The following is a 25,571-nucleotide window of genomic DNA, read 5'->3' as shown; positions in this document are numbered from 1 at the left end:
AACGGAAAAGGGGCGTAAAAGGGATGGGCATACTTGAAGTAGATCATGTAGTAAAACGATACGGCAGCAAGCTGTCCGTGGATCATTTGAACCTTAGTGTTGGCAAAGGCGAGATTTTTGGATTGCTCGGTCCCAATGGAGCAGGAAAAAGTACCACCATCAGCATGATTGCAGGGCTCCTGAATATGGATCAGGGTGAAATTAGATTAGATGGGATCTCGGTCAAGGAGCGACCGCTAGAAGTAAAGCGCAAGATCGGACTCGTTCCGCAGGATCTGGCTTTATACGAAACCATGTCTGCTGCGGAGAATGTGACCTTTTTTGCCAGACTGTATGGACTGCGTGGTAAGTTGCTTAAGGAAAGAGTGCAGGAGTCTCTTGAATTTGTAGGGTTGCAGGATAAAGCAAAGGATGCCCCCTCGACCTTCTCTGGCGGTATGAAACGCAGGTTAAACATCGCATGTGCGATTACACATCGCCCGGATCTCATTATTATGGATGAACCTACAGTTGGCATTGATCCGCAATCTCGGAATCATATTCTTGAATCGGTACGGACACTCAACAAGATGGGTTCAACGATCATATATACAAGTCATTACATGGAGGAAGTGGCGGCGATTAGTCACCGGGTTGCGATTATGGATCAGGGGCGAATTATTGCCTGTGGGACTGAAGCAGAGCTGAGAGAACGGGTAGCATCGGAGGAAAAAGTAGTGCTCTCCACTTCCGGTATCGGTGCCGACGTCGTGGAAGAACTGAAACTTCACCCCCGTGTGCGGATGGTAGACGTTTCAGAGAATACACTGACCATTACGCTGCCTTCGGCACAGCAGGATCTCCAGGATCTGCTCTTCATTTGCAGCAAACATGAAGTATCCATTCAGTCGCTCAAGGTCGAAGAGCCGGATCTGGAAACGTTGTTCCTCAATCTGACCGGGCGTACGCTTCGGGACTAGGGGGAACAAGAGATGAATATATGGTATATTTGCATCTTTGAATTAAGGCGTATTCTTAAGATTCGATCTGTAGTGTTAAACCTGTTTATTTTGCCGTTATTACTGATTTTTATATTGGGCACGGCACTTTCCAGTACGATGGGGACGGCGGATGACGTTATTCCGGATACTGTACGTGTGGGAATCATCCATTTGAGCACTGAATCTGGTGGAGGATCAAGTACGCTTAATCAAGCGCTGGATACATTCGTTAAATCCCCGGAAGTGGCTGAGATGCTCAAGGTGCAGAACTTTACGACTGAAGAAGAGGCAGTCCATTCGCTGCGTACCGGCAAGCTAGACTTTGCTGTAATGATTCCTTCGGATTTTGAGCAAAACGTGATGACGGGGAAAGAGGCCAGGTTACAGTGGATACGAGGAAAGGACAACACACTTAATACCTTGGGTGAAACTTTGTTCACACGTTTTACGGATGAATGGAACCGACATATGGCGATTACCAAAGTGCTCGGTCCGGAAGTGACTGCTGCCATGGCCTCTGCTTCGGAGTCTGGTACGGCGAATTCCACCTCTATTGCTGTCACTAATCCCGGTAAGACAGGTACGGCGTATAGTGCCTCCCAATACTATGCAGCTTCCATGCTGGCGATGTTCATGTTGTACTCAGGCATGACAACAAGTACCAGCCTTTTTGGAGAGCGTGATAACAAAACGTTAATTCGCCTTCAGGCTGCGCCTATAGGCAATGGAGTTATTTTCGCTGGCAAAATTGCAGGTAATAGTCTGCTCGCTTTCTTACAAGCAACAACGATCATACTTATGACGTATTGGTTCTATGGTGTAGATTGGGGAACGCATCCTTGGTATATTGTGCTCACTTGTGTATGTATCACATTGGCATCCATGACCCTTGGCGTGATCGTCGCACTGGTATGCAAAAGCACAGCATCGGCCAGCGCAACCATCCAAGGTATCATCGTTGCCATGACATTCATCAGCGGTGGGTTCATGCCCATTCCGATTGATTTTGTACAACGGCTTAGCCAATTTACGGTTAACCACTGGGCGCTCCAGAGCTTTCTGAGAATGATGCTGGATGCACCTGTAGCAGAGATTGTGTATAACATTCTAATGTTAGGCGTGGTATGCGCTGTATTACTGCTCATCTCAGGAATGATCTATAGAAAGGCAGGATACCGATATGAATAGTCTACACATCGCCTGGTTGATGATTAGACGTACACTTGGCCGTAAAATGGGCTTCATTACGTTTCTGCTTCTGCCTTGCCTGGTGGTTACAGGAGCGGTTGCTCTTTTTGGAAGCGAGCAGATTGCACGTACTGTTATTCCCTATGTAAATGAGGATGGAGGGGTGGCAGGGACATGGATGATTCATGAACTTGCTGGCAAAGAGGAGTATCTGCTCAAGCCTTTGAACAACGAAGAAGAAGTCAAGGAAGCCATCGCTCAGCAAAAAGGAAGTTCTGGCATCATCATTCCGGCGAATTATACGGAGGACCTGTTACAGGGCAAGACAACCGAAATTCAATTAGTGGAACTGCGTATAAGTGAAAGTTCCTATACACTACGAGCAGCAGTTGAAGGTTTAACGAGCGGATTGTTACAATCCGCTTCAGCTGTTAAGGTGGCGGCAGGTCCTGTCTCAAGTGAGACTGATATACTATCTAGTACACAGAAGCCATTTGAACAGCTTTTACAGGAGATAGGAAAACATCAGGTTGCTGGTGAAGTCACCGAACTGCAGATCTATCCCAAGCCAGGCCTGAACAATGTGACCGGATTTACGATTATGTTTATGATGGGGCTGCTGACCAGTGCAGTGGCTGTGATAATGGAAGATCGCAGTAAACGTACGATGGCCAGAGTATATACGGCACCCGTCCGTGCATATGAGATTGCGCTTGGTAACTTCATCGGCAGCTTTGTCATTGGCTTGATTCAGATTGTTCTGGTTTTGGGAGTCAGCAGGTGGCTACTGCATTATGATGCCGGTATTCCTTTTGGCATTCATTTCATCATCTTGGCCGCATTCATGCTGGTCTCCATGGGGATCGCAAGTACCGTGGCAGGATTAATCCGTAATCCCAAAAATGCCAACATGCTGAATTCACTTGTCATTATGCCAACTTGCATGATAGGTGGTTGTTTCTGGCCGATCTCGTTGATGCCGGATTATATGCAAAAGCTCGCCAACTTTGTTCCACAGAAATGGGCGATTCAGGCAGTGGAGACGATCTCTGCTGGTGGTACATTGTCGGATATCACATTGCCACTATTGATTCTGTTTGGCATGGCTGCCATTTTGCTGACTGTTGGCTCTGCGATTCTACGCCCTAGTCAGCCAGGAGTAGAGGCATAAGGTAATACGACATAAAAGAAAGCACGCTCTGCTGAATTGAATTCAGTTAGAACGTGCTTTATTTGCATAAGGAATGATGCATTATGTGAGATATTGATGATTAAGGTTGGAGTTGACGCAGGACCGTTATTTCGACCCGACGGTTCTTTTGTCTTCCGGCGGCTGTAGTGTTGTCACCCGTTGGGCGAGTATCCGCATATCCGGCATACTGGAAGCCGTCCGGGTTAAGTTTCTCTGTATCCAAAAAGAATCGTAATACAGATAGTGCGCGTTCCCCGGAAAGCTGCCAGTTATCGGTATAGGTGGAGTTTGCCCCCACAGGAACATTATCGGTGTGACCCTCAATGCTGACAACGGTGTTCAGATCACGGAACAGGCTGGCAAGTTTACTGAGCGTTGGTGCTGCACCGTCCTTTAGAGCGGCCTGTCCCTGATCAAACAGGAAGCGGTCACTAAGTGTAATGGATAGGCCCTGTGGCTTGTCCGCAACAAAAATCTGATTTTCCAGTTTATTATCCTCGATATATTGGGTAATCACATTGAACAGATTTTGCAATTCCTGCTCCTGTGATCTGAACTGTTCTTCCCGTTCTGTGAGGGGCTTGTTGTCATTATCTGGTGTTGCAGTCCCGGAATCGGAAGGGTTTCCTTCACCATCTGAAGGATCTTCACCCTGCACCTCGGATGGTGGAGTCTCTGTAATCGTTTGACCGGGTTTCTCACCGAGTCCCTCACCAAGCTCAAGGATCGAGTCGGACGCATTAAATGTATTTTGTAACGATTGAGTAACGACGTCATATTTACCGGAATCCAGATTGCTCATGGCATACATGATGACAAAAAAGATCAAAAGCAGAGTTATGAGATCGGCATAAGTAATCATCCAGCGATCCCGATGATCGATAGTTTCACGTTTTCCGCGCCGTTTACTGCGCCGACTCATCCAATCCCTCCTTTGCTAGGGGGCGTATATGCTGACGATGCGTGAGGGTGAAGGACTCCAGTCTTTTGCGTACAAGCTGGGGATTCTCACCGTTCTGAATGGCAAGTACACCTTCGAGAAGCATTTCCATGGTCTGCACTTCATCAGCACCTCTGGATTTGATCTTGGAGGCAATGGGCAAAAAGATAAGATTGGCACTGGCGACCCCATACAGGGTTGCGGTAAAGGCAACAGCAATCGCAGGCCCGAGTCCGGTTGGATCGGTCAAACTGCCAAGTACCTGAATAAGTCCCATCACGGTTCCGATGATCCCCATGGTTGGAGCGTACCCACCAGCGGATTCGAATATTTTGGCGTAACCCTCATGTTTTTGTTCAATTGAATCAATCTCCATCTCCAGGATCTGGCGAACCACATCCTGATCGGTACCATCAACAACCATCTGAATACCGTCTTGCAAAAATGGATGCGGATGATCCATAACCTTGCGTTCCAATGCAAGTACACCTGAGCGGCGTGCGATAGAAGACATCTCCACCAGTTCTTCAACCCACAAGCCTGAATCATTATTGTTACGTCCAAAAGCCATACGCAAGGCAGCTGGAATCGTACGAAGGCGGTGCGCCGGGAAACTGGCAACCACAGCAGCAATCGTTCCACCGAATACAATTAAAGCAGCCGTTTTTTGCAGGAGACCAGACAATTGGCCGCCTTCCCACAAAAAACCGCTAATGACTGCGGCAATTCCGGCAATAATACCGATAAGTGTCGCAATATCCATAAATTAACCCACTCCTATCTTCATTTCACGTTTGCATCACTAAAACGAACGAGGTATAATTAAACGGGAACAAATATTCCTATTACTATAAGTTTTCCCATATGAAAATTCGGGGAACTTCGACAATATATAGTGACTATTATTTTAGACGATAGGGTGAGATACGGCAATGAGCGATATTATAATGAGCGACAAAACGTTCGAAATCGAGTCAGAGTTTTCTCCCCAAGGTGATCAGCCTGCAGCCATTAAAGAACTGGTGAAGGGTGTTCAGGAGGGGAAGAGGTACCAGACACTGCTGGGTGCAACGGGTACGGGTAAGACATTTACGATAGCCCAGACGATAGCCCAACTGCAACGTCCTACGCTGATTATTGCACACAACAAAACGTTGGCAGCGCAGCTTGCAAGTGAGTTCAAAGATTTTTTCCCTAATAACATGGTTGAGTATTTCGTCAGTTATTACGATTATTTTCAGCCAGAAGCATATATCCCGTCCTCCGATACGTATATCGAGAAGGATTCAAGTATTAATGAAGAGATAGACAAACTGCGGCACGCAGCGACAAGTTCGTTGTTTGAGCGTAGGGACGTCATCATTGTAGCGAGTGTTTCCTGCATTTATGGTTTGGGTTCACCGCACTCGTATTCAAGCATGTTGCTGTCACTCCGGGTAGGCATGGAGAAACCGCGCAATCAGATTTTGTCCCGTCTGGTAGAGATCCAGTATCAACGGAACGATATTAACTTTGTGCGGGGTACGTTCCGTGTTCGTGGGGATGTTGTTGAGATTTTCCCTGCCTCCAAGGGTGAACATGCAATTCGGGTTGAATTGTTCGGTGATGAGATCGAGAAAATTACGGAGATTGATGTGTTAACCGGAGAACTGATTGGCGAACGTGAACATATTGCCATCTTCCCGGCGTCTCACTTCGTAACGCAAGAAGAGACGATGAAGGTTGCGCTGGTGAACATTGAGCGTGAACTGGAAGAGCGTCTTGAAGCGTTGCGTGAACAGGGGAAACTGCTGGAGGCTCAGCGACTGGAGCAGCGCACACGGTACGATATCGAGATGATGAAGGAAGTTGGATTCTGTTCGGGGATTGAGAACTATTCCGGTCCACTGACTTTCCGCGAACGCGGGGATACCCCATATACATTGATGGATTACTTCCCGGATGACATGTTGATTGTGGTCGATGAGTCTCACGTGACTCTGCCACAGATCCGTGCGATGTATAATGGTGACCAAGCGCGGAAGACGGTATTGGTTGAGCATGGTTTCCGTCTGCCGTCAGCGCTGGATAATCGTCCACTCAAATTCGAAGAGTTCGAAGGCAAGATGGATCAGATCATCTATGTATCGGCCACACCGGGCCCGTATGAGATCGAGCATACCGATACGATGGTGCAACAGATTATCCGTCCAACCGGACTGCTTGATCCAATCATTGAACTGCGTCCAACAAAGGGGCAGATCGATGACTTGATTGGTGAGATTAACGACCGGATTGCCAAAGACGAGCGTGTGTTGATTACAACATTAACGAAGAAAATGTCCGAGGACCTGACGGATTATCTGAAGGAAGTTGGAATCAAAGTTCGTTATCTGCACTCCGAGATCAAGACGTTGGAACGGATGGCGATTTTACGTGATTTAAGGTTGGGCGTGTTCCATGTCCTGATCGGAATCAACTTGCTCCGGGAAGGTCTCGATCTGCCCGAAGTATCCCTCGTCGCTATTTTGGATGCCGATAAGGAAGGATTCCTGCGTTCCGAACGCTCACTGATCCAAACGATTGGTCGTGCGGCACGGAACAGCGAGGGTCGCGTAATTCTATACGGTGACAAAGTGACGGATTCGATGGATAAAGCGATTAAGGAAACCGAACGCCGTCGTGAAATTCAGATCGCGTACAACGAGAAGCACGGAATTACACCACAAACGATTCGCAAAAAAGTGCGTGATGTGATTGAGGCAACCAAAGTTGCCGAATCCAAGAAAGACTATCTCACAGGCGCAGCCGAGAAGATGTCGAAGAAAGATCGCCAGGCGCTTATTCAGCGCCTAGAGGTAGAGATGAAAGATGCAGCCAAAAACCTGCAGTTTGAGCGTGCTGCCGAGCTTCGCGATGCGTTGCTGGAACTTCGCGCTGAATAAGATATTGCTCATTCATATGCTCCAGTAAAGGATTTGTAACAAGGGAACGGCCAATTGGCCGTTCTCTTGTTGAGTAAGGAAATCGTTGATATCTACCGATAATAAGAGATGTTGAAATCTTGAATTCGGGTCTATACTGATAGAAATGTTGAAATTGGTTAAAAGGTTTATAGGAAAGCAATTGGGAGTCGAGAGCGCCCCAGTGTTGACCTCGGAGCCAAGCCAAAGGCAATGGCGACCTGTCGCGATCAAGGCGAAGCCGAGAGCGTCCCGGTGTTGACCTTGGAGCCGAGCCAAAGGCAATGGCGACCTGTCGCGACCAAGGCGAAGCGGAGAGCGTCCGGGTGTTGACCTCGGAGCCGAGCCGAAGGCAATGGCGACCTAACCGCGACCAAGGCGAAGCGGAGAGCGTCCCGGTGTTGACCTTGGAGCCGAGCCAAAGGCAATGGCGACCTGCCGCGATCAAGGCAAAGCCGAGAGCGTCCCGGTGTTGACCTTGGAGCCGGCCGAAGGCAATGGCGACCTGCCGCGAACGTGGCGAAGCCGAGAGCGTCCCCTCGCAGTAGAGCGGCCACATAAGGCTCCGGCAATGAGCTGGAACCTTATGTGGAGCCGCGGGCACACGACAACCCTTCACATAGCCAGACCCGACCCCTCACCGTTGCACCGCTTGTTTCGGGTGTCCAGAGGGCTACGCCCTCTGGGGCCCTCCCTTGGAAGGGAGGGTTTGGGAGGGATCGAAAAGCCTTTTAAAAGGTTGGATTAGTAAATTTGAGAGGATGAATACTATTGGCGAGCGATAACATTGTCATTAAAGGCGCGCGAGCGCATAACCTGAAAAATATCGACATTACCATCCCGCGTGACCGCTTTGTTGTATTGACCGGTCTGAGTGGCTCAGGCAAGTCCTCGCTGGCTTTTGACACGATCTATGCCGAAGGACAGCGGCGTTATGTAGAATCATTGTCAGCTTACGCACGGCAGTTTCTGGGACAGATGGAGAAACCGGATGTGGATTCCATCGAAGGATTATCTCCTGCCATTTCAATAGATCAGAAAACGACAAGTCGTAACCCACGTTCCACGGTAGGAACTGTGACTGAAATTTATGATTACCTGCGCCTGTTATTTGCACGTGTGGGCCATCCACATTGTCCGGACCATGGCGTGGAGATCAGCTCCCAAACTGTAGAACAAATGGTTGATCGTATTATACAATACCCTGAGCGCACCCGGTTACAAATACTGGCACCTATTATCTCGGGCCGTAAGGGCGAGCACAAAAGTGTGTTTGCTGATGTGTCGAAGCAGGGTTTTGTCCGTGTACGGGTGAACGGGGAATTGCGTGATCTGTCAGAAGATATTCAATTGGAGAAAAATAAAAAGCATACGATTGAAGTGGTTGTTGACCGGATCGTTGTTAAAGATGATGTACAGGCGCGTCTGGCCGACTCTATTGAAACAGCACTTAATTTGTCCGGTGGACAACTACTGGTGGACATTATGGGCGAAGAAGAGCTGCGCTTTAGTTCCAACTTTGCCTGCCCGGTGTGTGGATTCAGTATTGAAGAACTTGCACCACGGATGTTCTCATTTAACAGTCCTTTCGGGGCTTGCCCGGATTGTGATGGGTTAGGTGTCAAGATGATCGTTGACCCTGATCTGCTCGTACCGGATCGGACTAAGACCATCGAAGATGGAGCTTTTGATGCTTGGACAGGTGGCACATCCACCTATTATCCGCAGTTCCTGAAGTCAGTATGTGAGCACTTCAACATTCCGCAAAATGTACCTGTCGAAGATCTGCCAGCTGAGCAGATGAACAAGTTGTTGCAGGGTACAGGTACGGAGAAAATCCGTTTCCGCTATGAGAATGATTTTGGACAACGTAAGGAAGCGCTGGTTACCTTTGAAGGCATCGTAAATAACCTGGAGCGTCGTTATCGTGATACAGCATCTGAAGGTATCCGTGAATTTATTGAAGGTTACATGAGTGCGAAGCCTTGTGGTACGTGTAAAGGTCAGCGTCTGAAACGCGAGAGTCTTGCGGTAACGATTAATGATCACAACATGGCCTATGTGACTAGTTTGTCCATTGGTGAAGCTGGCCGATTCTTTGATACATTGGAATTGTCGGAGAAAGAGCAGACGATTGCCAAGCTTATTCTGAAAGAAATCAACAGTCGTCTCGGCTTCTTGGTGAATGTTGGTCTGGATTATCTTACACTGAGTCGTGCTGCCGGAACATTGTCCGGTGGGGAAGCCCAACGGATCAGACTGGCTACACAGATTGGTTCCAGCCTGATGGGTGTGCTGTATATTCTCGATGAGCCAAGTATTGGCTTGCATCAACGGGATAATGACCGTCTGATCTCAACGCTTGCGCATATGCGCGACATTGGTAATACCTTGATCGTGGTTGAACATGATGAGGATACGATGATGGCTGCCGACTATATCATTGATATTGGTCCAGGTGCAGGTATCCACGGAGGTACCATCATGTCACAGGGTACACCGGAGGAGATCATGAACGATGAGAACTCCTTAACCGGTCAATATCTGAGTGGACGCAAGTTCATTCCGATTCGTGCAGAACGTAGAAGTGTAGGAGACCGTTGGTTGGAAGTACGTGGAGCCAAAGAAAATAACCTGAAGAATCTGAATGTGAAGATTCCTGTAGGTGTATTTACTGCGGTAACGGGTGTGTCCGGATCAGGTAAATCCACACTGATTAATGAGATCCTCTACAAAACGCTGGCACGTGATCTGAACCGTGCTCGGGTTCGTCCGGGTCAACATAAAGAGATTCGTGGTTTGGAGCATATCGATAAAGTTATCGATATTGACCAATCACCGATCGGGCGGACACCACGTTCCAACCCGGCTACGTATACCGGTGTCTTTGATGATATCCGGGATCTGTTTGCTCAGACGAACGAAGCCAAGGTACGTGGATACAAGAAAGGCCGGTTCAGTTTTAATATCAAAGGTGGACGTTGTGAAGCCTGCCGTGGAGACGGTATTATCAAAATCGAGATGCACTTCTTGCCGGACGTTTATGTCCCTTGTGAAGTCTGCAAAGGCAAACGATACAACCGGGAAACACTTGAAGTGAAATATAAAAACAGAAATATTTCCGATGTGTTGGAGATGACGGTTGAAGATGCAACCCAATTCTTCGAGAACATTCCGAAGATCCATCGCAAAATGCAGACACTGATGGATGTGGGTCTGGGCTATATTAACCTAGGTCAACCTGCAACCACATTGTCTGGTGGTGAAGCCCAGCGTGTGAAGCTCGCTTCCGAGCTCTATCGCCGTAGTACGGGGAAAACCATCTACATCCTCGATGAGCCGACGACCGGTTTGCATGTCGATGATATCGACCGTTTGCTGAACGTATTACACCGTCTGGTTGATTCCGGGGAATCGGTGTTAGTGATCGAGCATAACCTGGATGTTATCAAAACGGCAGACTATGTTGTTGATCTGGGTCCAGAAGGTGGTAGCGGTGGAGGTACCATTGTTGCAACCGGAACACCTGAGGATATCGTTAAAGTGGAAGCTTCCTATACAGGCAAGTACTTGAAGCCGGTTCTGGAGCGGGATACCGAGCGCAGCAAGGCACTGCAATTGGTGGACTAAGGTCCTCTAACCAGTAGTTATATCAATATGAAGTGGCAGTATTGGCCCTTCTTTTCGAAAAGGTAGAGACGTTGGATAACGATCTGATGTGCTCTGCTTCCGAGAAGAAGGGCTTTTCATTTTGAGTGATGCACGGTGTTTCCTTCGGACTAAGGTTATTTTGTGAAAGTGTTTACATATGCATTATGACGAGCATTACAGGAATATTCGGCCAAATTGGCTTTTTTTCATTTTTATGGATGATAGGGCTTGCATTACAAGCAGGGTACAGATAACATAGAGGAAGATATTAGGGTATGCGTTAGCTGTTCAACTATGGTAAGGAGGTCTGTCTATCCATGCTGTTTGCAGAAGCTGCCACGGCGAGTACATCGAATTTTAATGCATTTGATATTTTTGTCATCTTATTTACGATCCTGATTTTCATCGGAGTTGTTCGGCTTCTTCGAGCACCGAAGAAAAATCTGTTTGCGATCGGATTTGCAGTAGTCAGCCTACTGGTATTTCTGATGACAGACTATGCGATGATAACGGGTTGGTTTGCTCAGTAGGAATGCCGCAGAATTTAAATGTAATTTAAGCTAAAAGAGGTACAGACGAACACTTTCCAGAGAGACATGGAGGGTGTTTTTTTCGTTTATATCGAGCGATTGAACAAGATTCTACCTTCTCTACTAAAATAGGACTTAAAACAATTGTATATCCAGATTCTGTATGATACATTGAGGGATACCGGAATTGCAGATGAGAGAAAGAGAGAATAGATTCAGCGATGAATCAGATGTCGAGTCGCGCAAGAAGGATGTATAGAGAGGGTCAGGTGAGAATATGAGCGTGTTGGGTAAAAAGGGGATAGCCATACTGATGGCTGCTGTACTCTCGATTAGTGTAGCGGCAACGGCCGGTGCAGCTGAATCCAAAGCGGCGATGCAAGCGAAAGTGGTAGACGGTCAAGTCTATGTGAACACCAAGGATCTGCTCAAGGCAGTTGGTGGAAGTGGACAATATGATGCCAAATCAGGAACGTACACGTACAAGGGAAGTGAAGCCATTCCCAAAGTGATCGAAAAGGTATCTCCTTCGGTCGTAGGTATTATTGGGAAATCTACCGAAGTGCAGGACGGTGCAACATCAGACGACCGTTATAATCTTGCACATGGTACAGGTGTCATTATCCGGTCCAATGGATGGATTGTAACGAATGCACATGTGGTCGACGGATTAACGAATCCGGTTGTCGTAACGACGGATGGCAATACATACAAAATTACGAAAACATACAGTGATGCACTCAGTGATCTGGCGCTAATCAAAATCAATGCTAAATCACTCAAACCGGCGAGCTTTGCCAAAGCCTCACAAACCACTGTTGGAGAAACCGTGATTGCCTTGGGTACGCCGATTTCCTTTTCTCTGCGCAACTCGGCAACGGTAGGGGTAATTAGCGGCTTGAATCGTGGTGTTGAGGCGACCTACCGGTTGATTCAGACCGACACGGCCATTAACCCAGGAAATAGCGGAGGACCGCTGGTCAATCTGAAGGGTGAAGTGGTTGGTATCAATTCCATGAAATTTTCTGCGGTCGGCGTAGAGAGTTTGGGATTTTCGATTCCCGTGGATACCGTTCAATATATCATCGATCAGTTTTTTAAATATGGCAAAATAAAACGTGCAAGTCTGGGGCTACAGCTGGAGGAAAGTTGGTCTGCGATTGTGGGCCTGCCTACAGATGATCCCTTAACGATTACGGGCGTACTGTCTCCAGAAGCCAAGAAAGCCAAAATCAAAGAGGGCGATGTCCTATACAGTGTCGCGGGCACACGTGTCTCTTCAGTAGTGGATATCAATGAGTTGCTCAAAAAGTATCTGCCTGGGCAAAAGGTAAAGTTGTTGATGCAATCGGATGGCGATATCGTCACCCGCACGTTGGTGCTTGCTGATCGCGCAGACATCGTAGACGAGGAAGATGAAGCGTTCCTTGCAGATGAAGAACAATAAGCCCGGCGATCAGCCCGGATGGAGAGAGGACGAAAGAACGGAATGAAAAAGTCATGGATACGTGTGCTAAGCACAGGTGTATTAACCGGGATGCTGACCATTGGCGCGGCATTGCCTGTATGGGCATCTGATCTGACGACAAGTGAACTACGGGTGAAAGCGGGGAGCACGAGCGCCTACATCAACGGCGATAAGCAGGCCATAGCCAAACCTTACAAGTTCAAGGGTGTTACGATGGTGCCTGTGGGAGTGTTCAAGAAAGCATTTGGCAGTGAAATCCGGCTGGAGAAAAATGATGTTGTCAAAATCAAGGAAGGCCCGCACACCGTGACTCTAACGATTGGCAGTTCAATTGCCTGGGTGGATGGTGTAAAACATGAGATGGGTGCCGCTCCCAAGATGGTGAATGGCGTACTTATGGTTCCACTTCGTCCGGTTGCTGCCGGTATCGGAGCAACACTAGCTCCAACCAGCTCCGGAGAAATGGTCATTCGTCTGTTGCAAACCGATGATTCGGTGAATGACGAGGATGGCCTTCATCCGGATGAAGGCAAAACCAGAATTGGCAACAGTTTTTATGGTTGGTCCATTAACTACCCGGCAGACCTTATAGTTTTCCAGACCGGTGAGCAGGAGCGCATGATGACTTTTGGCGCTGCGGACAACAGTTATTATCTTGAAGTGTATGTTAGCGATCAGGATGTGGCTCTGGATGCGGATGATTTGTTGCAGCAACTTGTCCAGGAGGCCAAACAATCGGGAGATACAGTGCTGGATCGTGAAGCGGTGTCGAAAGGCAAAACGCCTTATGCACGGATTATCGTGAAAGATGTAGACGGCATGTTATGGGAGATGCGTCAGTATCTGAGTGAAGGTCGTCAATATGATGTGTACCTCGCGGATTACGAAGCCCTGAATTATAAAGATCTGGGCAAACGTGCAGCGCTACTCAATTCATTCCAGCCAACCTATGCAGAGTCGGATCGAACGATTAAGGATCTATCCACCGTAGATAATGGCATGCGCTCCGCGTGGAACGATGACTATGGTATTGAATTGAAGATTCCAGCCGGCTGGTCGATGGATAACAATCAGATGACCTATGAAGCCAAGGATGGTGCGTATCTGCAATGGCGTGTCACTTCGGCGAAAGCAGGTACAACGGTAAAAGACTGGAGCGGCCAACTGGATAAGTGGATGCGCGAGACATTTACACCAGAGAGTTACGAGCCAATTGGTTCATATACGATGGATATCTCGGGAGAAACTGCCGAGGTGAATGAATTCCGTTATAACTTTGGCGGGGGCTGGCAGACCGAGTTCGATGTTCTTTTGCAGAAGAATGGGTATCGGTATTATGCAGAGTATACGTTCCCTGAGGAGCAAAGTGCAGATCGGGCATGGTTTGAACGGATTATGAAGAGTGTGGAGATTGATTTTGATACGGTTGCCGATAATTTCGGTCAGCTGGATGAAGATCCTTATTTGACAGACAAAACGAAGACACTTACACGTACGTCCAAACGTTATAAATACAGTGTAGATATTCCGCGTTACTGGACGCCGTATAGTGATCGATTCGAATATTCACCTGTGGTGTACACCTTTACTGGCGGAGAATTCTCCATTGCGGCGAGCGAAGACAAGTCGATCGAGATGACGGTCAGCCAATTGAGAGAAGCCTATGCCGAAGCCACCAAAACCCGTAAGAACTTCAAGTTGCTTGGCAGTGAAGAGCTGACGTTTGCGGGTGTGCCTGCATTTTCCTTTACGTATCATGAACTGGACAAAGGTGTGCCATATGCGGGTCGTCAGATCGTGTTTGAAAAGGACGGAACAACCTATACGATCACAAGTGGGCTGAATGATGCCAACAAGACAGAAGTTCAGGCGGCAGCCTTGGAAAAAGCAGTGAACTCATTTACTTTTATTAAATGAAAGTGATAGAAGCCGGAGGGTCAAAAGACCTTTCGGCTTATTTGTTTTCTGTATAATATAAATTAAATATTTACACTGGGACGAAGAGTGCAGGACCGATCTGAAGAAGCGAAGCGTGCGCGTTTATCACCAGATTTTTCCCCCGTTAGAAAAGGAAATAAAAAAAATTTGGGGGTAACAGCGATCGGAAGATGGTACTGCAATCGGAGTGTCTAGTGTAAATCTTAATGGAAATGAAAATGGTAAACGGTTTTTTCAGGAAAACGTAGAAGAGTCGGTGCAGAAGTGGTACACTATACTAGTTCAGGAGTTATGACTACTGATCTGATGAATAGGATGACTGTAAGCTTGGAGTTCAGGCAATACAGACATAATAGATAGATATTGTAATACCGTGACAATGCAGGTGTACCCGATAAGGTGCAGTCTTAGGCTTTTTATGTTCAGGCGGTTAAGGATATAGGGATTAAATCCGGCGGATAGCCGGTTATGGGGAGGATCTACATGAAAACAGCAACAATACGAAGAGAAGACGTTGAACTTCTGGCACCGGCTGGTGACTGGGATTGTATGCGTTCGGCGGTAGCCAATGGCGCAGATGCAATTTTCTTCGGAGTCGAAAAGTTTAATGCACGGGCACGGGCGAACAATTTCCGCATGGACGAGCTGCCGGAGATTATGGCGTTTTTGCACAGTTATGGCGTAAAAGGTTTTTTGACCTTTAATATATTGATTTTTGAAAATGAATTGACGGATGCCAAAGAACTGATTGACGCTTGTGTCGATGCAGGTGTGGACGCTGTAATTGTTCAGGATTTGGGTTTGGTGAAGATGATCCGCGAGATCTCGCCGGATTTCCCGATTCACGGTTCAACACAGATGACAATTACGTCTCCGGAAGCGGTCGAGTTTACGAAGCCGTTTGATATGGAACGTGTCGTTCTGGGACGGGAGAACAACCTGAAGCAGATCCAGAAGATCGGTGAGCAGGCAAAACTTCCAATGGAAGTATTTGTGCATGGTGCGCTGTGTGTATCCTACTCGGGGCAGTGTCTGACTTCCGAAATGTGGGGAGGACGTTCGGCGAACCGCGGAGAGTGCGCACAAGCTTGTCGTCTTCCATACGATCTGATGGTGGATGGGGTGCACAAACCGATGGGTGATGTAGCCTATCTGTTGTCTCCGAAGGATCTGGCAGCGATTGATCTGATGCCGGAACTGATCGAAGCAGGAGTAACTTCTTTCAAAATTGAAGGACGTCTCAAAACGCCAGAATACGTAGCCAACGTAGTAAGCAAATATCGTAAAGCGATTGACCGTTATTTTGATGGAGATAACACACCGCCAAGCAAGGAAGAAGTTCGCGAATTGCAGCAAAGCTTCTCCCGTGGATTCACGCATGGCTTCCTGAGCGGTACAAACAACAAAGAACTGGTGGATGGAACGTTCCCGAAAAGCCGTGGTGTCTACCTCGGTCGTGTGGATCAAGTGTTGCGCGATGGTGTGGTCCTCAAGCTGGATGCACCTGTGAAACGTGGAGACGGAATTGTATTTGACGCCGGAGACCCGACTCAGAAGGAAGAGGGCGGACGTGTATACGATGTACGTCGCAAAGGCGTAAAACTCGAAGGCGAAGCCGAAGAGGGTTGGATCGTTGATGTCGTGCCAGGCCGCAGTGACGTGGATCTGCGACGCGTGAAAGTTGGCGACAAAGTGTGGAAAACGAATGACCCGGCGCTGGACAAACGTCTGCGTCAAAGCTTCGAGACCGAGAAGCCGTACCGTGTATTCCCGGTGAAGGTGAAGGTCATCGGCAGCCCGGGGCAGCCGCTTAGCACATGGTGGACAGACGTACAGAAAGGCACGACCGTCCGTATTGATTCCGAGATGGAACTGGACATCGCGCAGAAACGTCCAATGACACATGAATTGCTCGAAGAGCAGTTCGGACGTCTGGGAGGCACCGTGTTCCAGTTGGAAGGAATGGACGTCAACTTGCACGGTGACGTCATCATCCCAATGCGCGAGTTGAATAACATTCGCCGTCAGGCGGTAGAACAACTCGCGGGCGAACGCCCTAAACCACCCGTCTACGTGAAACGGGCGGTAGATGTGTACGGCGATTCGGTTAAACCGGCATCGCCAGTCGCTCGCGGTCAAGCAGAACTGACCGCACTCTGCCGTAGCCTGCCACAAGTGGAGGCAGCGATTGAAGCAGGAATCGGCATGATCTATGCCGACTTCGAGTTTATCAAGCAGTTCCCGGCAGCCGTGGAAGCTGTGCATGCCGCTGGTCGCAAGATCGCGCTGGCAACACCGCGTATTCATATGCCAGGGGAGAACGGATATCATAACAACATCCTGCGTCTGAAGCCGGATGCGGTATTGGTACGTAATACAGGCGCACTGTACTTCTACCTGCGTCACCGGATGGAAAACCCGGATGCGAAGCACCCGGAATTGATCGGCGACTTCTCATTGAATATTGCCAATCACAAAGCAGTTGAATTGTTCCTGGAAGCCGGATGTGACTGGATTACGCCATCCTATGACCTGAACATTCAACAAATGGTTGATTTGCTGGGCCACTCCCGTACAAGTCAGACCGAAGTGGTTATCCACCAGCATCTGCCGATGTTCCACACCGAGCACTGTGTGTATTGTACGTTCATGAGTGAAGGAACGGACTTCACGAACTGTGGCCGTCCTTGTGAGGAACAGCGTGCATCCCTGCAAGACCGGATCGGCATGTCCCACCCAGTACGTGTGGATGAAGGTTGCCGTAATACGGTATACAACGCAGTGGAACAGTCAGGTGCCGAGTATCTGACCAACTTTATGGATCTGGGTGTATCCCGTTACCGTGTGGAATTCCTGGAGGAGACACCGGAGCAGGTACGCGAAGTTATCGATCTGTACAACCGTGCACTGCGCGGCGAGATCAGTGGTACACAAGTTTGGAAAACACTCAAAGCAACAAACCAACTGGGCGTTACACGTGGTCAATTGGTGAAATAACGATTGTATGGTACACAACAGTTACAAGTATGAAGGAACCCCAAACTCTGCTTCAAGGAGCTCTTGGGGTTTTTTTACATCATGATACAGGAGGCGAAGAAGCGTGGCGCCATTCACAATTATGGATATCAAATTGCTGTGCGGGGTCACGGCATTCAAGCGCGGAGAAGATTATAACCTATCTGGCAGGGTGACCAATCTGGTGGTCGGTGAGGATCAGCTTCATTATGAAGCACAGGTTCGGGGATCGGAGCGTTATCAGGTTACGGTGGATGTAGATGGATCAGGTGAGATTGTGGCAGGCTGCAGTTGTCCGGGTGACGGTAGGCATTATGACTATTGCAAACATGTCGCTGCTGTCCTGTTGGCTATTCACGAATGGGGTGAGCAGCAGGAGCGTAATGCCACGATTGCTTCGGGGAAGCCTCCTCAACCTGCTCCAGGCCAAGGAGCCAATACCAGTTCCAGTTCAGGTTCCAAGTCCAGGGTTGGGACGTTGGTCGAAGAAAACATATGGGAGCGACCACAGTCCGCTTCACAACGAGAGCAACTGAATGATGCCCCAGAGCGTCCGCCCGTTCACTTTGCCCAAGCAGGTCGTCCAAGCTCAGCTTCGGGGTGGGGCCGCTCGGCAGATAAACCTTCTTACCGTACGGCGGATCAGATTCTGTCCATGTTTGCCAAGGATCGGAGACCGCTGCATGGAAATGATCGTAAATACACTGCCCCTGTCAGCCGTTCCTCCCTGCGGGAAGAATTGCAGGTTCAGTTTATATGTAAGCTGATACAGGTTCACAAGGGTGGTGGGAAACTTGCTCTTGAACTGAAAGTGGGTAACAAACGTCTGTATGTGGTGCAGAAAGTGAAACAATTCCTGAACTGCATCGAAAAGGGCGAGCCGATGTCATTTACCAAGTTGTTCCACTACGATCCACTGATGCATGTTTTCACTCCGCAGGATCAGGCCATTCTCTCGATGCTTATTCGAATGAGACAGAGTGAGGAGGCCTATCGCCAATCCATCTCCGGTTATCTGGGAGCTTCGGACGGACGGGATATATTGATTGCTCCTCTCGTATGGAAGCCATTGCTGGAATTGCTGCTAAAGGCTGACAGCCGGATGGAGGGCACGGGATTTGCCAATGGACCACTCACACTGGGTGAGGGGGTACTTCCTTTATTTTACCGGATCGCCCAGGGAGCGAATGAAGGATATCAGCTTGAAATTTCCGGACTGCGTGAGCTGATTCTTCTCCCTGCTTATGATGCCGCTGTGGTGGAAGGGCAGTTGCATATGTTGGAGCCGATGCAGATGCGAAGTCTGGAGGACTTGAGCGGGGCGCTCACGTCGTATGGGATTAAGGAAAGCATCGATATTTCGACCCAGCAGGTGGATGAGTTTGTTCAGCATGTCGTGCCAGAACTGCGTACGCTCGGACATCTGTCCATTGATTCACAGGTGCGTGAACAGATCGCGGAACCGGAACTTTCACCGAAGCTGTACATCGACTTCTATCGTGAACGTATTACAGCGCGTCTGGAATTCGACTATGAGGTCATGGTTATTAATCCGCTTGCAGAGTATTTAATAGATGAAGAAGAGAAAAAGGTTATTTTGGTGCGTGATCGATACAAAGAACGGAATCTCATTGAACGGCTCGATCGTTCTTTCCTGGAACGTGATGGTAGTGTCTGGGCGAGCGAACGGGAAGATGCGATCTATGATGTTATGTATCATCTGTTGCCTGAGCTTGAAAAACAGGTAGACATCTATATGCCAAACGCCGTGAAGGCCATGGTGCAATCCTATCCAACACCGCCGAAAGTACGAGCAGATTTGGGGAGAGGACTGGACTGGCTGGAGATTTCATTCGAGATGGAAGGTGTGGACGAGCAGGAGCTTCAAGAACTCATGCGTCGCATCGTGGAAAAGAAACCGTATTTCCGTCTCAAGAGCGGTGTCTTTCTGTCGCTTGAAAATGAAGGTGCAGACAGTTTCGCTCACATGGCCGATTCACTTGGGCTGGGTGCAGATGACATCAAAAGCAGCCATATCCGGCTGCCAGCTGTTCGGGCATTGCAATTGCCAGGCAGGGACGAAGTTTCCGGTCATGTGAAGTGGGGAGGTTCTCTGAAACGTTTCCTCGATGATCTCCGAGATCCTGAGCGGATGGATTTTGGATTACCAAAAACATTGACCCCCATCCTGCGGGATTATCAGAACAGCGGATACCAGTGGCTGCGTACTCTAGCCTATTATCGTTTTGGCGGCATTCTGGCGGATGATATGGGACTTGGCAAAACGTTGCAAAGCATCGCCTATATCACAGCGGTTCTTCAGGAGAAGCCTGAGTACAACATGGACCCTACGGGCGGTGATAAATACCGGGAGAGCGGATCATTACGGGGCGGTGAAACGTTGGCGACTTCCGATATCGATCCCAAAACTGGGCTTCCATTGGATAAGATGGCTTCAGAGAATACGGATGGCTTATGGTCTACGATGGAGCAGGATGGATTGACGATCCGAACGAGGGTCATTCATCCTCCGGTACTTGTCGTGGCTCCTGCCTCGCTGACCTACAACTGGGCTAATGAGTTTGCACGGTTCGCCCCGCATCTGAAGGTCCTTATCGCAGCCGGTCAGAAAGAAGAGAGAGCCAATATGCTTTCTGGTATGGATGAGGCAGATGTAATTGTGACGTCGTATCCTCTGTTGCGACGGGATTTGGACACCTACCTGGGCCGAACCTTCCATACGCTCATTTTGGATGAAGCTCAGGCGATCAAAAATGCTTCTTCCCAGACCGCGCAGGCAGTGAAACAAATTCAGGCCCCGCGTCGTTTTGCACTCACAGGTACACCTGTGGAGAACTCGCTGGATGAATTGTGGTCTATTTTTGAAGCCGTATTCCCTGGGTTATTTCCAAGTTACAGAAGATTCCGCGACCTTCCTCCGGAACGGATCTCGCGGATGGTGCGTCCGTTTATTCTGCGCCGCCTGAAGAAGGATGTGTTGGAAGAATTGCCTGATCGCATTGAAACGGTACAGCGGTCAGAGCTTACGGTTGAACAGAAGAAACTGTACGCCGCATACCTTTCCCAGCTTCAGGATGAAGCATCGAAGGACATGGAGGATAACGGATTCCAGAAGAATCGCATCAAAATTCTGGCCGGCATCACGCGTTTGCGTCAGTTGTGTTGTCATCCGGCCCTCTTTGTTGAAGGATATCAAGGCGATTCTGGGAAAATGGAACAGTTGCTTGAAACGGTCGAGGATTGTTTGGCTTCAGGCAAACGAATTCTTATCTTCTCCCAATTTGCGAGCATGTTGAACCTGATTCGTCAGACCCTTGCGGCACAGGGAAGGAATCTGTTCTACCTCGATGGTCAGACCCCTGCACAGAGCCGGGTCGAGATGTGTCACAGATTTAATGAGGGCGAAGCTGAACTGTTCTTAATCTCTCTGAAAGCTGGCGGTACCGGATTAAACTTAACAGGGGCAGATACCGTTATATTATATGATCTATGGTGGAACCCCGCGGTGGAAGAACAGGCGATTGGCCGTGCACATCGTATGGGACAGAAACAAGTGGTGCAAGTCATCCGCTTGGTTACCGAGGGTACGATCGAAGAGAAGATTTTGGAACTCCAGCAGCGCAAGAAGGACTTGATTGCCGAAGTGATCGAACCGGGAGACGGGGGCTCGACGACCTTATCCGAACAGGATATCCGCGAATTATTGATGGTATAATGAAGTCCAAGCATCGTAGCAATAAGAATCATTAAATATATGAATCTATACAAGTTGAACTAATCATTTACACGAGAAACGTAGAGGACAGAAAAAAGCTGGAGAAGCGTAGCGTTCGCCTAAAAGCTTTCTGAAAGAAAGCTGCATCGGAAGCATACGCTATCACCAGATTTCCCCTTTAAAAAAGGGAATGAAAAAAATCTGGGGATAACAGCGATTGGAAGGTTGTTCTGTCATCGTAGTGTCAGTGTAAATAATCTTTAGTTCAACTTATATAGCAAAAGGAGTGGGTTCGTGTGCGTATTCGCAAAGCGATTATTCCAGCCGCAGGGCTGGGTACCCGGTTTCTGCCTGCCACCAAGGCGATGCCTAAGGAAATGCTGCCCATCGTGGACAAGCCAACGATCCAGTACATTATTGAAGAAGCCGTAGCTTCAGGCATTGAAGATATCATTATTGTGACAGGTAAAGGGAAGCGGGCCATTGAAGATCACTTCGATTATTCATTTGAGCTGGAGCAGAATCTGGCGGACAAACAGAAGTGGGACTTGCTTAACGAAGTACGCAAACCCTCCGAGATGGCAGATATTCATTATATCCGTCAAAAGGAACCGAAGGGACTTGGTCACGCCATTTGGTGTGCCCGCAAGTTTATCGGCAACGAGCCTTTTGCCGTCCTGTTAGGGGATGACATTGTGGAAGCGGACCATCCCTGCCTGAAGCAGATGATCGATGTCTACGATGAACTGCAATCTCCGATTGTTGGTGTACAGCCTGTTGATTGGAGCGAGGTGTCCCGCTACGGAATTGTGGACGGAGAGTTGCTGACCCCTACCGATGAACGTGTTTTTCGTGCCCGCCGCTTAATTGAGAAACCAAAGACCGAAGACTCTCCCTCCAACTTGGCTATTATGGGACGTTACATTCTTACACCGGATATCTTTGAGATACTAGGTCAACAATCTGCTGGTGTTGGGGGAGAAATTCAGCTTACGGATGCGTTGTCCCGATTGAATGAACAGCGGCAGATTCTTGCTTATCACTTTGACGGACTGCGTCATGATGTTGGTGAGAAGTTGGGCTTTATTGAGACATCGATTCACTACGCATTGCAACGCCCGGATCTACGGAAAGATCTCTTAAAGTATTTGGAACAGGTCGTAAAGGATCAATAAATGGTTTTCCGCATGCCCTTGAAGTCCAGCCGAAGAATGATATCGCGGCTGGGCTTTAATTTATTTTATGGAAGAGTAAATATGAGGGTTATACAGGCCAATGAACAAACACATACCCGACACTTTACATATACATAGTCAATATGAAGAAATGATGTCAACAGCAAAACGGAGGGATGTCATGAAGGTACTTCCGCTGTTTATGCATGGCGCTGCCATATTGGAACCCAAGGTTTATGGTGATCACCGTGGATATTTTATGGAGAGTTATAATGAGCAGGTTCTGCATGAACAGGGGATACGACACGTCTTTATTCAGGACAATCAATCCTTGTCGGCTGAAGCAGGTGTTCTGCGTGGGCTTCATTATCAGCTTCAGCCCAAAGCACAGACTAAATTGGTGAGGGTTATATCTGGGGCTATATATGATGTGATTGTTGATGTCCGCACCTCATCCCCTACATTTGGCCAATGGAAAAGTGTCATTCTAAGTGAGTACAACCAGCGGCAACTGCTTGTTCCTCAAGGATTTGCTCATGGATTTTGTACACTGGTGCCTAATTCCCGGGTAACTTATAAGGTAGACGCCTATTATTCGCCTGAACATGATCGTGGAATTCTGTGGAACGATCCGGCGCTCGCCATTGATTGGCCTGTGACGAAACCTATATTATCGGAGAAGGATCAGAAGCATCCTTTACTGAAAGATGCTGAACTGAATTTCGACTAATTAATCAGACTTTTCAGATACTTCTGTATCTGGAGGCAGAGGGAGAGAGACAGCATGAAACTACTGGTTACGGGTGGGGCCGGATTTATCGGCAGCAACTTTGTGTTATATATGCTTCGTGAACATCCAAGTTATGAAATTATCAATGTGGATGCATTAACGTATGCAGGGAACTTGGAGAACTTGCATACGGTAGAGTCCAATCCCCGATATACCTTCATCAAGGCAGATATTGCAGATGTACAACAGATGGAAGCTGTTTTTTCCCAAGGCATCGATATGGTTGTGAATTTTGCTGCCGAGTCTCATGTGGATCGAAGTATTCTGTCCCCGGATATCTTTGTGCGTACCAATGTGCTGGGTACTCAGGTTCTGCTGGATGCGGCAAAGAAGTATCAAGTCACCAAATTTGTTCAGGTATCGACGGATGAGGTATATGGATCATTGGGTGCAACAGGGTTATTTACTGAAGATACACCTCTGATGCCAAACAGTCCTTACTCTGCAAGTAAAGCTGGCGGGGATCTGCTCGTAAGAGCCTATCATGAGACCTTTGGACTGCCTGTAAATATTACACGTTGCTCCAATAACTACGGGCCTTTTCAATTCCCGGAGAAACTGATTCCGCTGATTATATCCCGTGCTTTAAATGATGAAGCCATTCCAGTATATGGTGACGGCCTCAATATTCGTGACTGGCTTTATGTCGAGGATCACTGCAGCGCGATTGATTTGGTGATTCATAATGGACAATCTGGAGAGGTATACAACATTGGTGGTAATAATGAACGTACTAATATTTACATTGTGGAGAGCGTATTGGAGCAACTGGGTAAACCAGCGAGTTTGATTCAATATGTACAGGATCGATTGGGACATGACCGACGTTATGGTATAGATCCGACCAAGATACGTACAGAGCTCGGATGGCAACCTGCACACAATTTTGAGACAGGGATCAAGGAGACGATCGAGTGGTATCTGAAACATCAAGATTGGTGGACGAGAATTCAATCAGGCACATATCAGGACTATGTTCAGCTTCAGTACGGTAAGCGGATGGGTGATTCGTCCAAATGAACTATAGAGTTATGGTGACTGGCGCGGCAGGACAGCTGGGTTATGATGTGGTGAAGACCTTCGAAACAGAGGGTCATCAGGTATTGGCCTGTGACAAAAACCAGATGGATATTACCGATCAACAGCAGTGCACAGATATGATTACAACCTTCCAGCCTCACATCATTATTCACTGCGCTGCTTACACGGCGGTCGATCAGGCTGAGGTAGATGAGGATACAGCATACGTAATTAATGCATCAGGTACTAGAAATATCGCGGTTGCCGCCGAGAAAGTGAAAGCAAAACTGGTATATATCAGTACCGATTATGTATTTGATGGGAGCGGGAGTACACCTTACCGCGAGTACGATGTAACGAATCCGCAGAGTGTATATGGCAAGTCGAAGCTTGCTGGGGAACGTCTGGTTCAAAGTTTTTGTACGCAATGGTTTATCATTCGAACATCATGGGTGTTTGGCGTGTATGGCAGTAATTTTGTCAAAACCATGCTGGAACTTATGGAGAAACGTCCACAACTGCAAGTTGTTCATGACCAACAAGGTTCACCTACCTATACGGTGGATCTTGCCCGATTCATTCATATCCTTTCCATAAGTGAAAAGTATGGCATCTATCATGCCTCCAATTCAGGGACTTGCACATGGTACGAGTTTGCAGAGGCAATAAAAGAAGAAGCCAATAAGCGGAGTGGGTTCGAGCCTGCAGCCGAACTTACGCCATGCACAACCGATCAGTTTCCGCGTCCAGCCCCTCGTCCTGCATACTCGGTGATGGATCATCTGGCGATTCGAACGAACGGTCTGGAACCTCTGAGACCTTGGCGTGAGGCACTGATTGCGTTTTTGAAAGAGTTGAGTGTACAGCAAAAAGACTGAACATGTGGAGAGTCCCTGCTTTATTCCCAAAGTTTACCCACCATTTAACAGCCGCCTCGGGCGGCTATTTTGTTTTGCACCTCATCAATTCGGGTAGTTAGCTATCAAAAAGGTACTGAGGATGTGAA

The 25,571-nt window shown here is 48.2% G+C and carries 16 protein-coding genes; 14 read left to right on the top strand and 2 right to left on the bottom strand.

The annotated features are described in order from the left end of the window. The first annotated feature begins 23 nt into the window (after positions 1–23). From BS614_RS30585 to BS614_RS30575, 3 genes are read left to right on the top strand one after another with little or no spacing between them, the layout of a single operon-like run. Positions 24–959, top strand: coding sequence for an ABC transporter ATP-binding protein (locus BS614_RS30585; RefSeq protein WP_074096588.1), 936 nt, complete (start codon positions 24–26; stop codon positions 957–959). A gap of 12 nt (positions 960–971) precedes the next feature. Next, a complete protein-coding gene (locus tag BS614_RS30580) occupies positions 972–2,168 on the top strand; it encodes an ABC transporter permease (protein ID WP_074096587.1) in 1,197 nt (398 codons plus the stop codon). Then, positions 2,161–3,339 carry an ABC transporter permease gene (locus BS614_RS30575; RefSeq protein ID WP_074096586.1) on the top strand — a complete coding sequence of 393 codons (1,179 nt, stop codon included), beginning with the start codon at positions 2,161–2,163 and terminating at the stop codon, positions 3,337–3,339. Before BS614_RS30580 ends, BS614_RS30575 begins: the two co-directional genes overlap by 8 nt. A gap of 100 nt (positions 3,340–3,439) precedes the next feature. On the opposite strand, the gene BS614_RS30570 is transcribed toward BS614_RS30575, so the two are convergent. Further along, entirely contained in the window at positions 3,440–4,282 is an 843-nt protein-coding gene (locus BS614_RS30570) for a flagellar motor protein MotB (RefSeq protein WP_074096585.1), read from the bottom strand. Further along, positions 4,266–5,063, bottom strand: a complete 798-nt coding sequence (locus BS614_RS30565) for a flagellar motor protein (RefSeq protein ID WP_036612388.1) — start codon at positions 5,061–5,063, stop codon at positions 4,266–4,268. The genes BS614_RS30570 and BS614_RS30565 overlap by 17 nt, the downstream gene beginning before the upstream one ends. 169 nt (positions 5,064–5,232) lie before the next feature. On the opposite strand from BS614_RS30565, the gene uvrB reads away from it, so the two are divergent. The 11 genes from uvrB (at position 5,233) to rfbD (ending at position 25,443) form a co-directional block, all read left to right on the top strand. Then, the gene (gene uvrB, locus BS614_RS30560) at positions 5,233–7,224 is read left to right on the top strand and encodes an excinuclease ABC subunit UvrB (RefSeq protein ID WP_074096584.1); all 1,992 of its coding nucleotides are present in this window, start codon (positions 5,233–5,235) and stop codon (positions 7,222–7,224) included. Between the two features lie 789 nt (positions 7,225–8,013). Next, positions 8,014–10,872 carry an excinuclease ABC subunit UvrA gene (gene uvrA, locus BS614_RS30555; RefSeq protein ID WP_074096583.1) on the top strand — a complete coding sequence of 953 codons (2,859 nt, stop codon included), beginning with the start codon at positions 8,014–8,016 and terminating at the stop codon, positions 10,870–10,872. Positions 10,873–11,210: 338 nt separating this feature from the next. After that, complete coding sequence (locus BS614_RS30550) at positions 11,211–11,423, top strand: hypothetical protein (protein ID WP_017692026.1); 213 nt, start codon at positions 11,211–11,213, stop codon at positions 11,421–11,423. Positions 11,424–11,700: 277 nt separating this feature from the next. Next, on the top strand, positions 11,701–12,870 hold the full coding sequence (locus tag BS614_RS30545; RefSeq protein ID WP_047840633.1) for a S1C family serine protease: 1,170 nt from the start codon (positions 11,701–11,703) through the stop codon (positions 12,868–12,870). Positions 12,871–12,912: 42 nt separating this feature from the next. Then, positions 12,913–14,808 (top strand): stalk domain-containing protein, encoded by a 1,896-nt coding sequence (locus BS614_RS30540; RefSeq protein WP_157116258.1) that lies wholly within the window; start codon positions 12,913–12,915, stop codon positions 14,806–14,808. A gap of 504 nt (positions 14,809–15,312) precedes the next feature. Continuing rightward, the gene (locus BS614_RS30535) at positions 15,313–17,826 is read left to right on the top strand and encodes a U32 family peptidase (RefSeq protein ID WP_017692029.1); all 2,514 of its coding nucleotides are present in this window, start codon (positions 15,313–15,315) and stop codon (positions 17,824–17,826) included. A 103-nt stretch (positions 17,827–17,929) separates the two neighbouring features. Next, positions 17,930–21,580 (top strand): DEAD/DEAH box helicase, encoded by a 3,651-nt coding sequence (locus tag BS614_RS30530; protein ID WP_074096581.1) that lies wholly within the window; start codon positions 17,930–17,932, stop codon positions 21,578–21,580. Between the two features lie 296 nt (positions 21,581–21,876). Further along, positions 21,877–22,755, top strand: coding sequence for a UTP--glucose-1-phosphate uridylyltransferase GalU (gene galU, locus BS614_RS30525; protein WP_074096580.1), 879 nt, complete (start codon positions 21,877–21,879; stop codon positions 22,753–22,755). A gap of 181 nt (positions 22,756–22,936) precedes the next feature. Continuing rightward, complete coding sequence (gene rfbC, locus BS614_RS30520; protein ID WP_074096579.1) at positions 22,937–23,485, top strand: dTDP-4-dehydrorhamnose 3,5-epimerase; 549 nt, start codon at positions 22,937–22,939, stop codon at positions 23,483–23,485. A gap of 54 nt (positions 23,486–23,539) precedes the next feature. Continuing rightward, complete coding sequence (gene rfbB / locus BS614_RS30515; RefSeq protein WP_074096578.1) at positions 23,540–24,565, top strand: dTDP-glucose 4,6-dehydratase; 1,026 nt, start codon at positions 23,540–23,542, stop codon at positions 24,563–24,565. After that, a complete protein-coding gene (gene rfbD / locus BS614_RS30510; protein WP_074096577.1) occupies positions 24,562–25,443 on the top strand; it encodes a dTDP-4-dehydrorhamnose reductase in 882 nt (293 codons plus the stop codon). Before rfbB ends, rfbD begins: the two co-directional genes overlap by 4 nt. The last annotated feature ends 128 nt before the right edge of the window (positions 25,444–25,571 follow it).

Origin of the sequence: Paenibacillus xylanexedens (assembly GCF_001908275.1) — a bacterium.
Lineage (GTDB): Bacteria > Bacillota > Bacilli > Paenibacillales > Paenibacillaceae > Paenibacillus > Paenibacillus xylanexedens_A.
This window is presented reverse-complemented; position numbering and strand designations above follow the sequence as displayed.

Coding starts and splice junctions, on each gene's coding strand:
- BS614_RS30585 (WP_074096588.1), top strand. CDS start 24: ATGGGCATACTTGAAGTAGATCATGTAGTAAAACGATACGGCAGCAAG.
- uvrB (WP_074096584.1), top strand. CDS start 5,233: ATGAGCGATATTATAATGAGCGACAAAACGTTCGAAATCGAGTCAGAG.
- BS614_RS30550 (WP_017692026.1), top strand. CDS start 11,211: ATGCTGTTTGCAGAAGCTGCCACGGCGAGTACATCGAATTTTAATGCA.
- BS614_RS30580 (WP_074096587.1), top strand. CDS start 972: ATGAATATATGGTATATTTGCATCTTTGAATTAAGGCGTATTCTTAAG.
- BS614_RS30565 (WP_036612388.1), bottom strand. CDS start 5,063: ATGGATATTGCGACACTTATCGGTATTATTGCCGGAATTGCCGCAGTC.
- BS614_RS30535 (WP_017692029.1), top strand. CDS start 15,313: ATGAAAACAGCAACAATACGAAGAGAAGACGTTGAACTTCTGGCACCG.
- rfbD (WP_074096577.1), top strand. CDS start 24,562: ATGAACTATAGAGTTATGGTGACTGGCGCGGCAGGACAGCTGGGTTAT.
- BS614_RS30540 (WP_157116258.1), top strand. CDS start 12,913: ATGAAAAAGTCATGGATACGTGTGCTAAGCACAGGTGTATTAACCGGG.
- BS614_RS30570 (WP_074096585.1), bottom strand. CDS start 4,282: ATGAGTCGGCGCAGTAAACGGCGCGGAAAACGTGAAACTATCGATCAT.
- BS614_RS30545 (WP_047840633.1), top strand. CDS start 11,701: ATGAGCGTGTTGGGTAAAAAGGGGATAGCCATACTGATGGCTGCTGTA.
- rfbC (WP_074096579.1), top strand. CDS start 22,937: ATGAAGGTACTTCCGCTGTTTATGCATGGCGCTGCCATATTGGAACCC.
- BS614_RS30575 (WP_074096586.1), top strand. CDS start 2,161: ATGAATAGTCTACACATCGCCTGGTTGATGATTAGACGTACACTTGGC.
- rfbB (WP_074096578.1), top strand. CDS start 23,540: ATGAAACTACTGGTTACGGGTGGGGCCGGATTTATCGGCAGCAACTTT.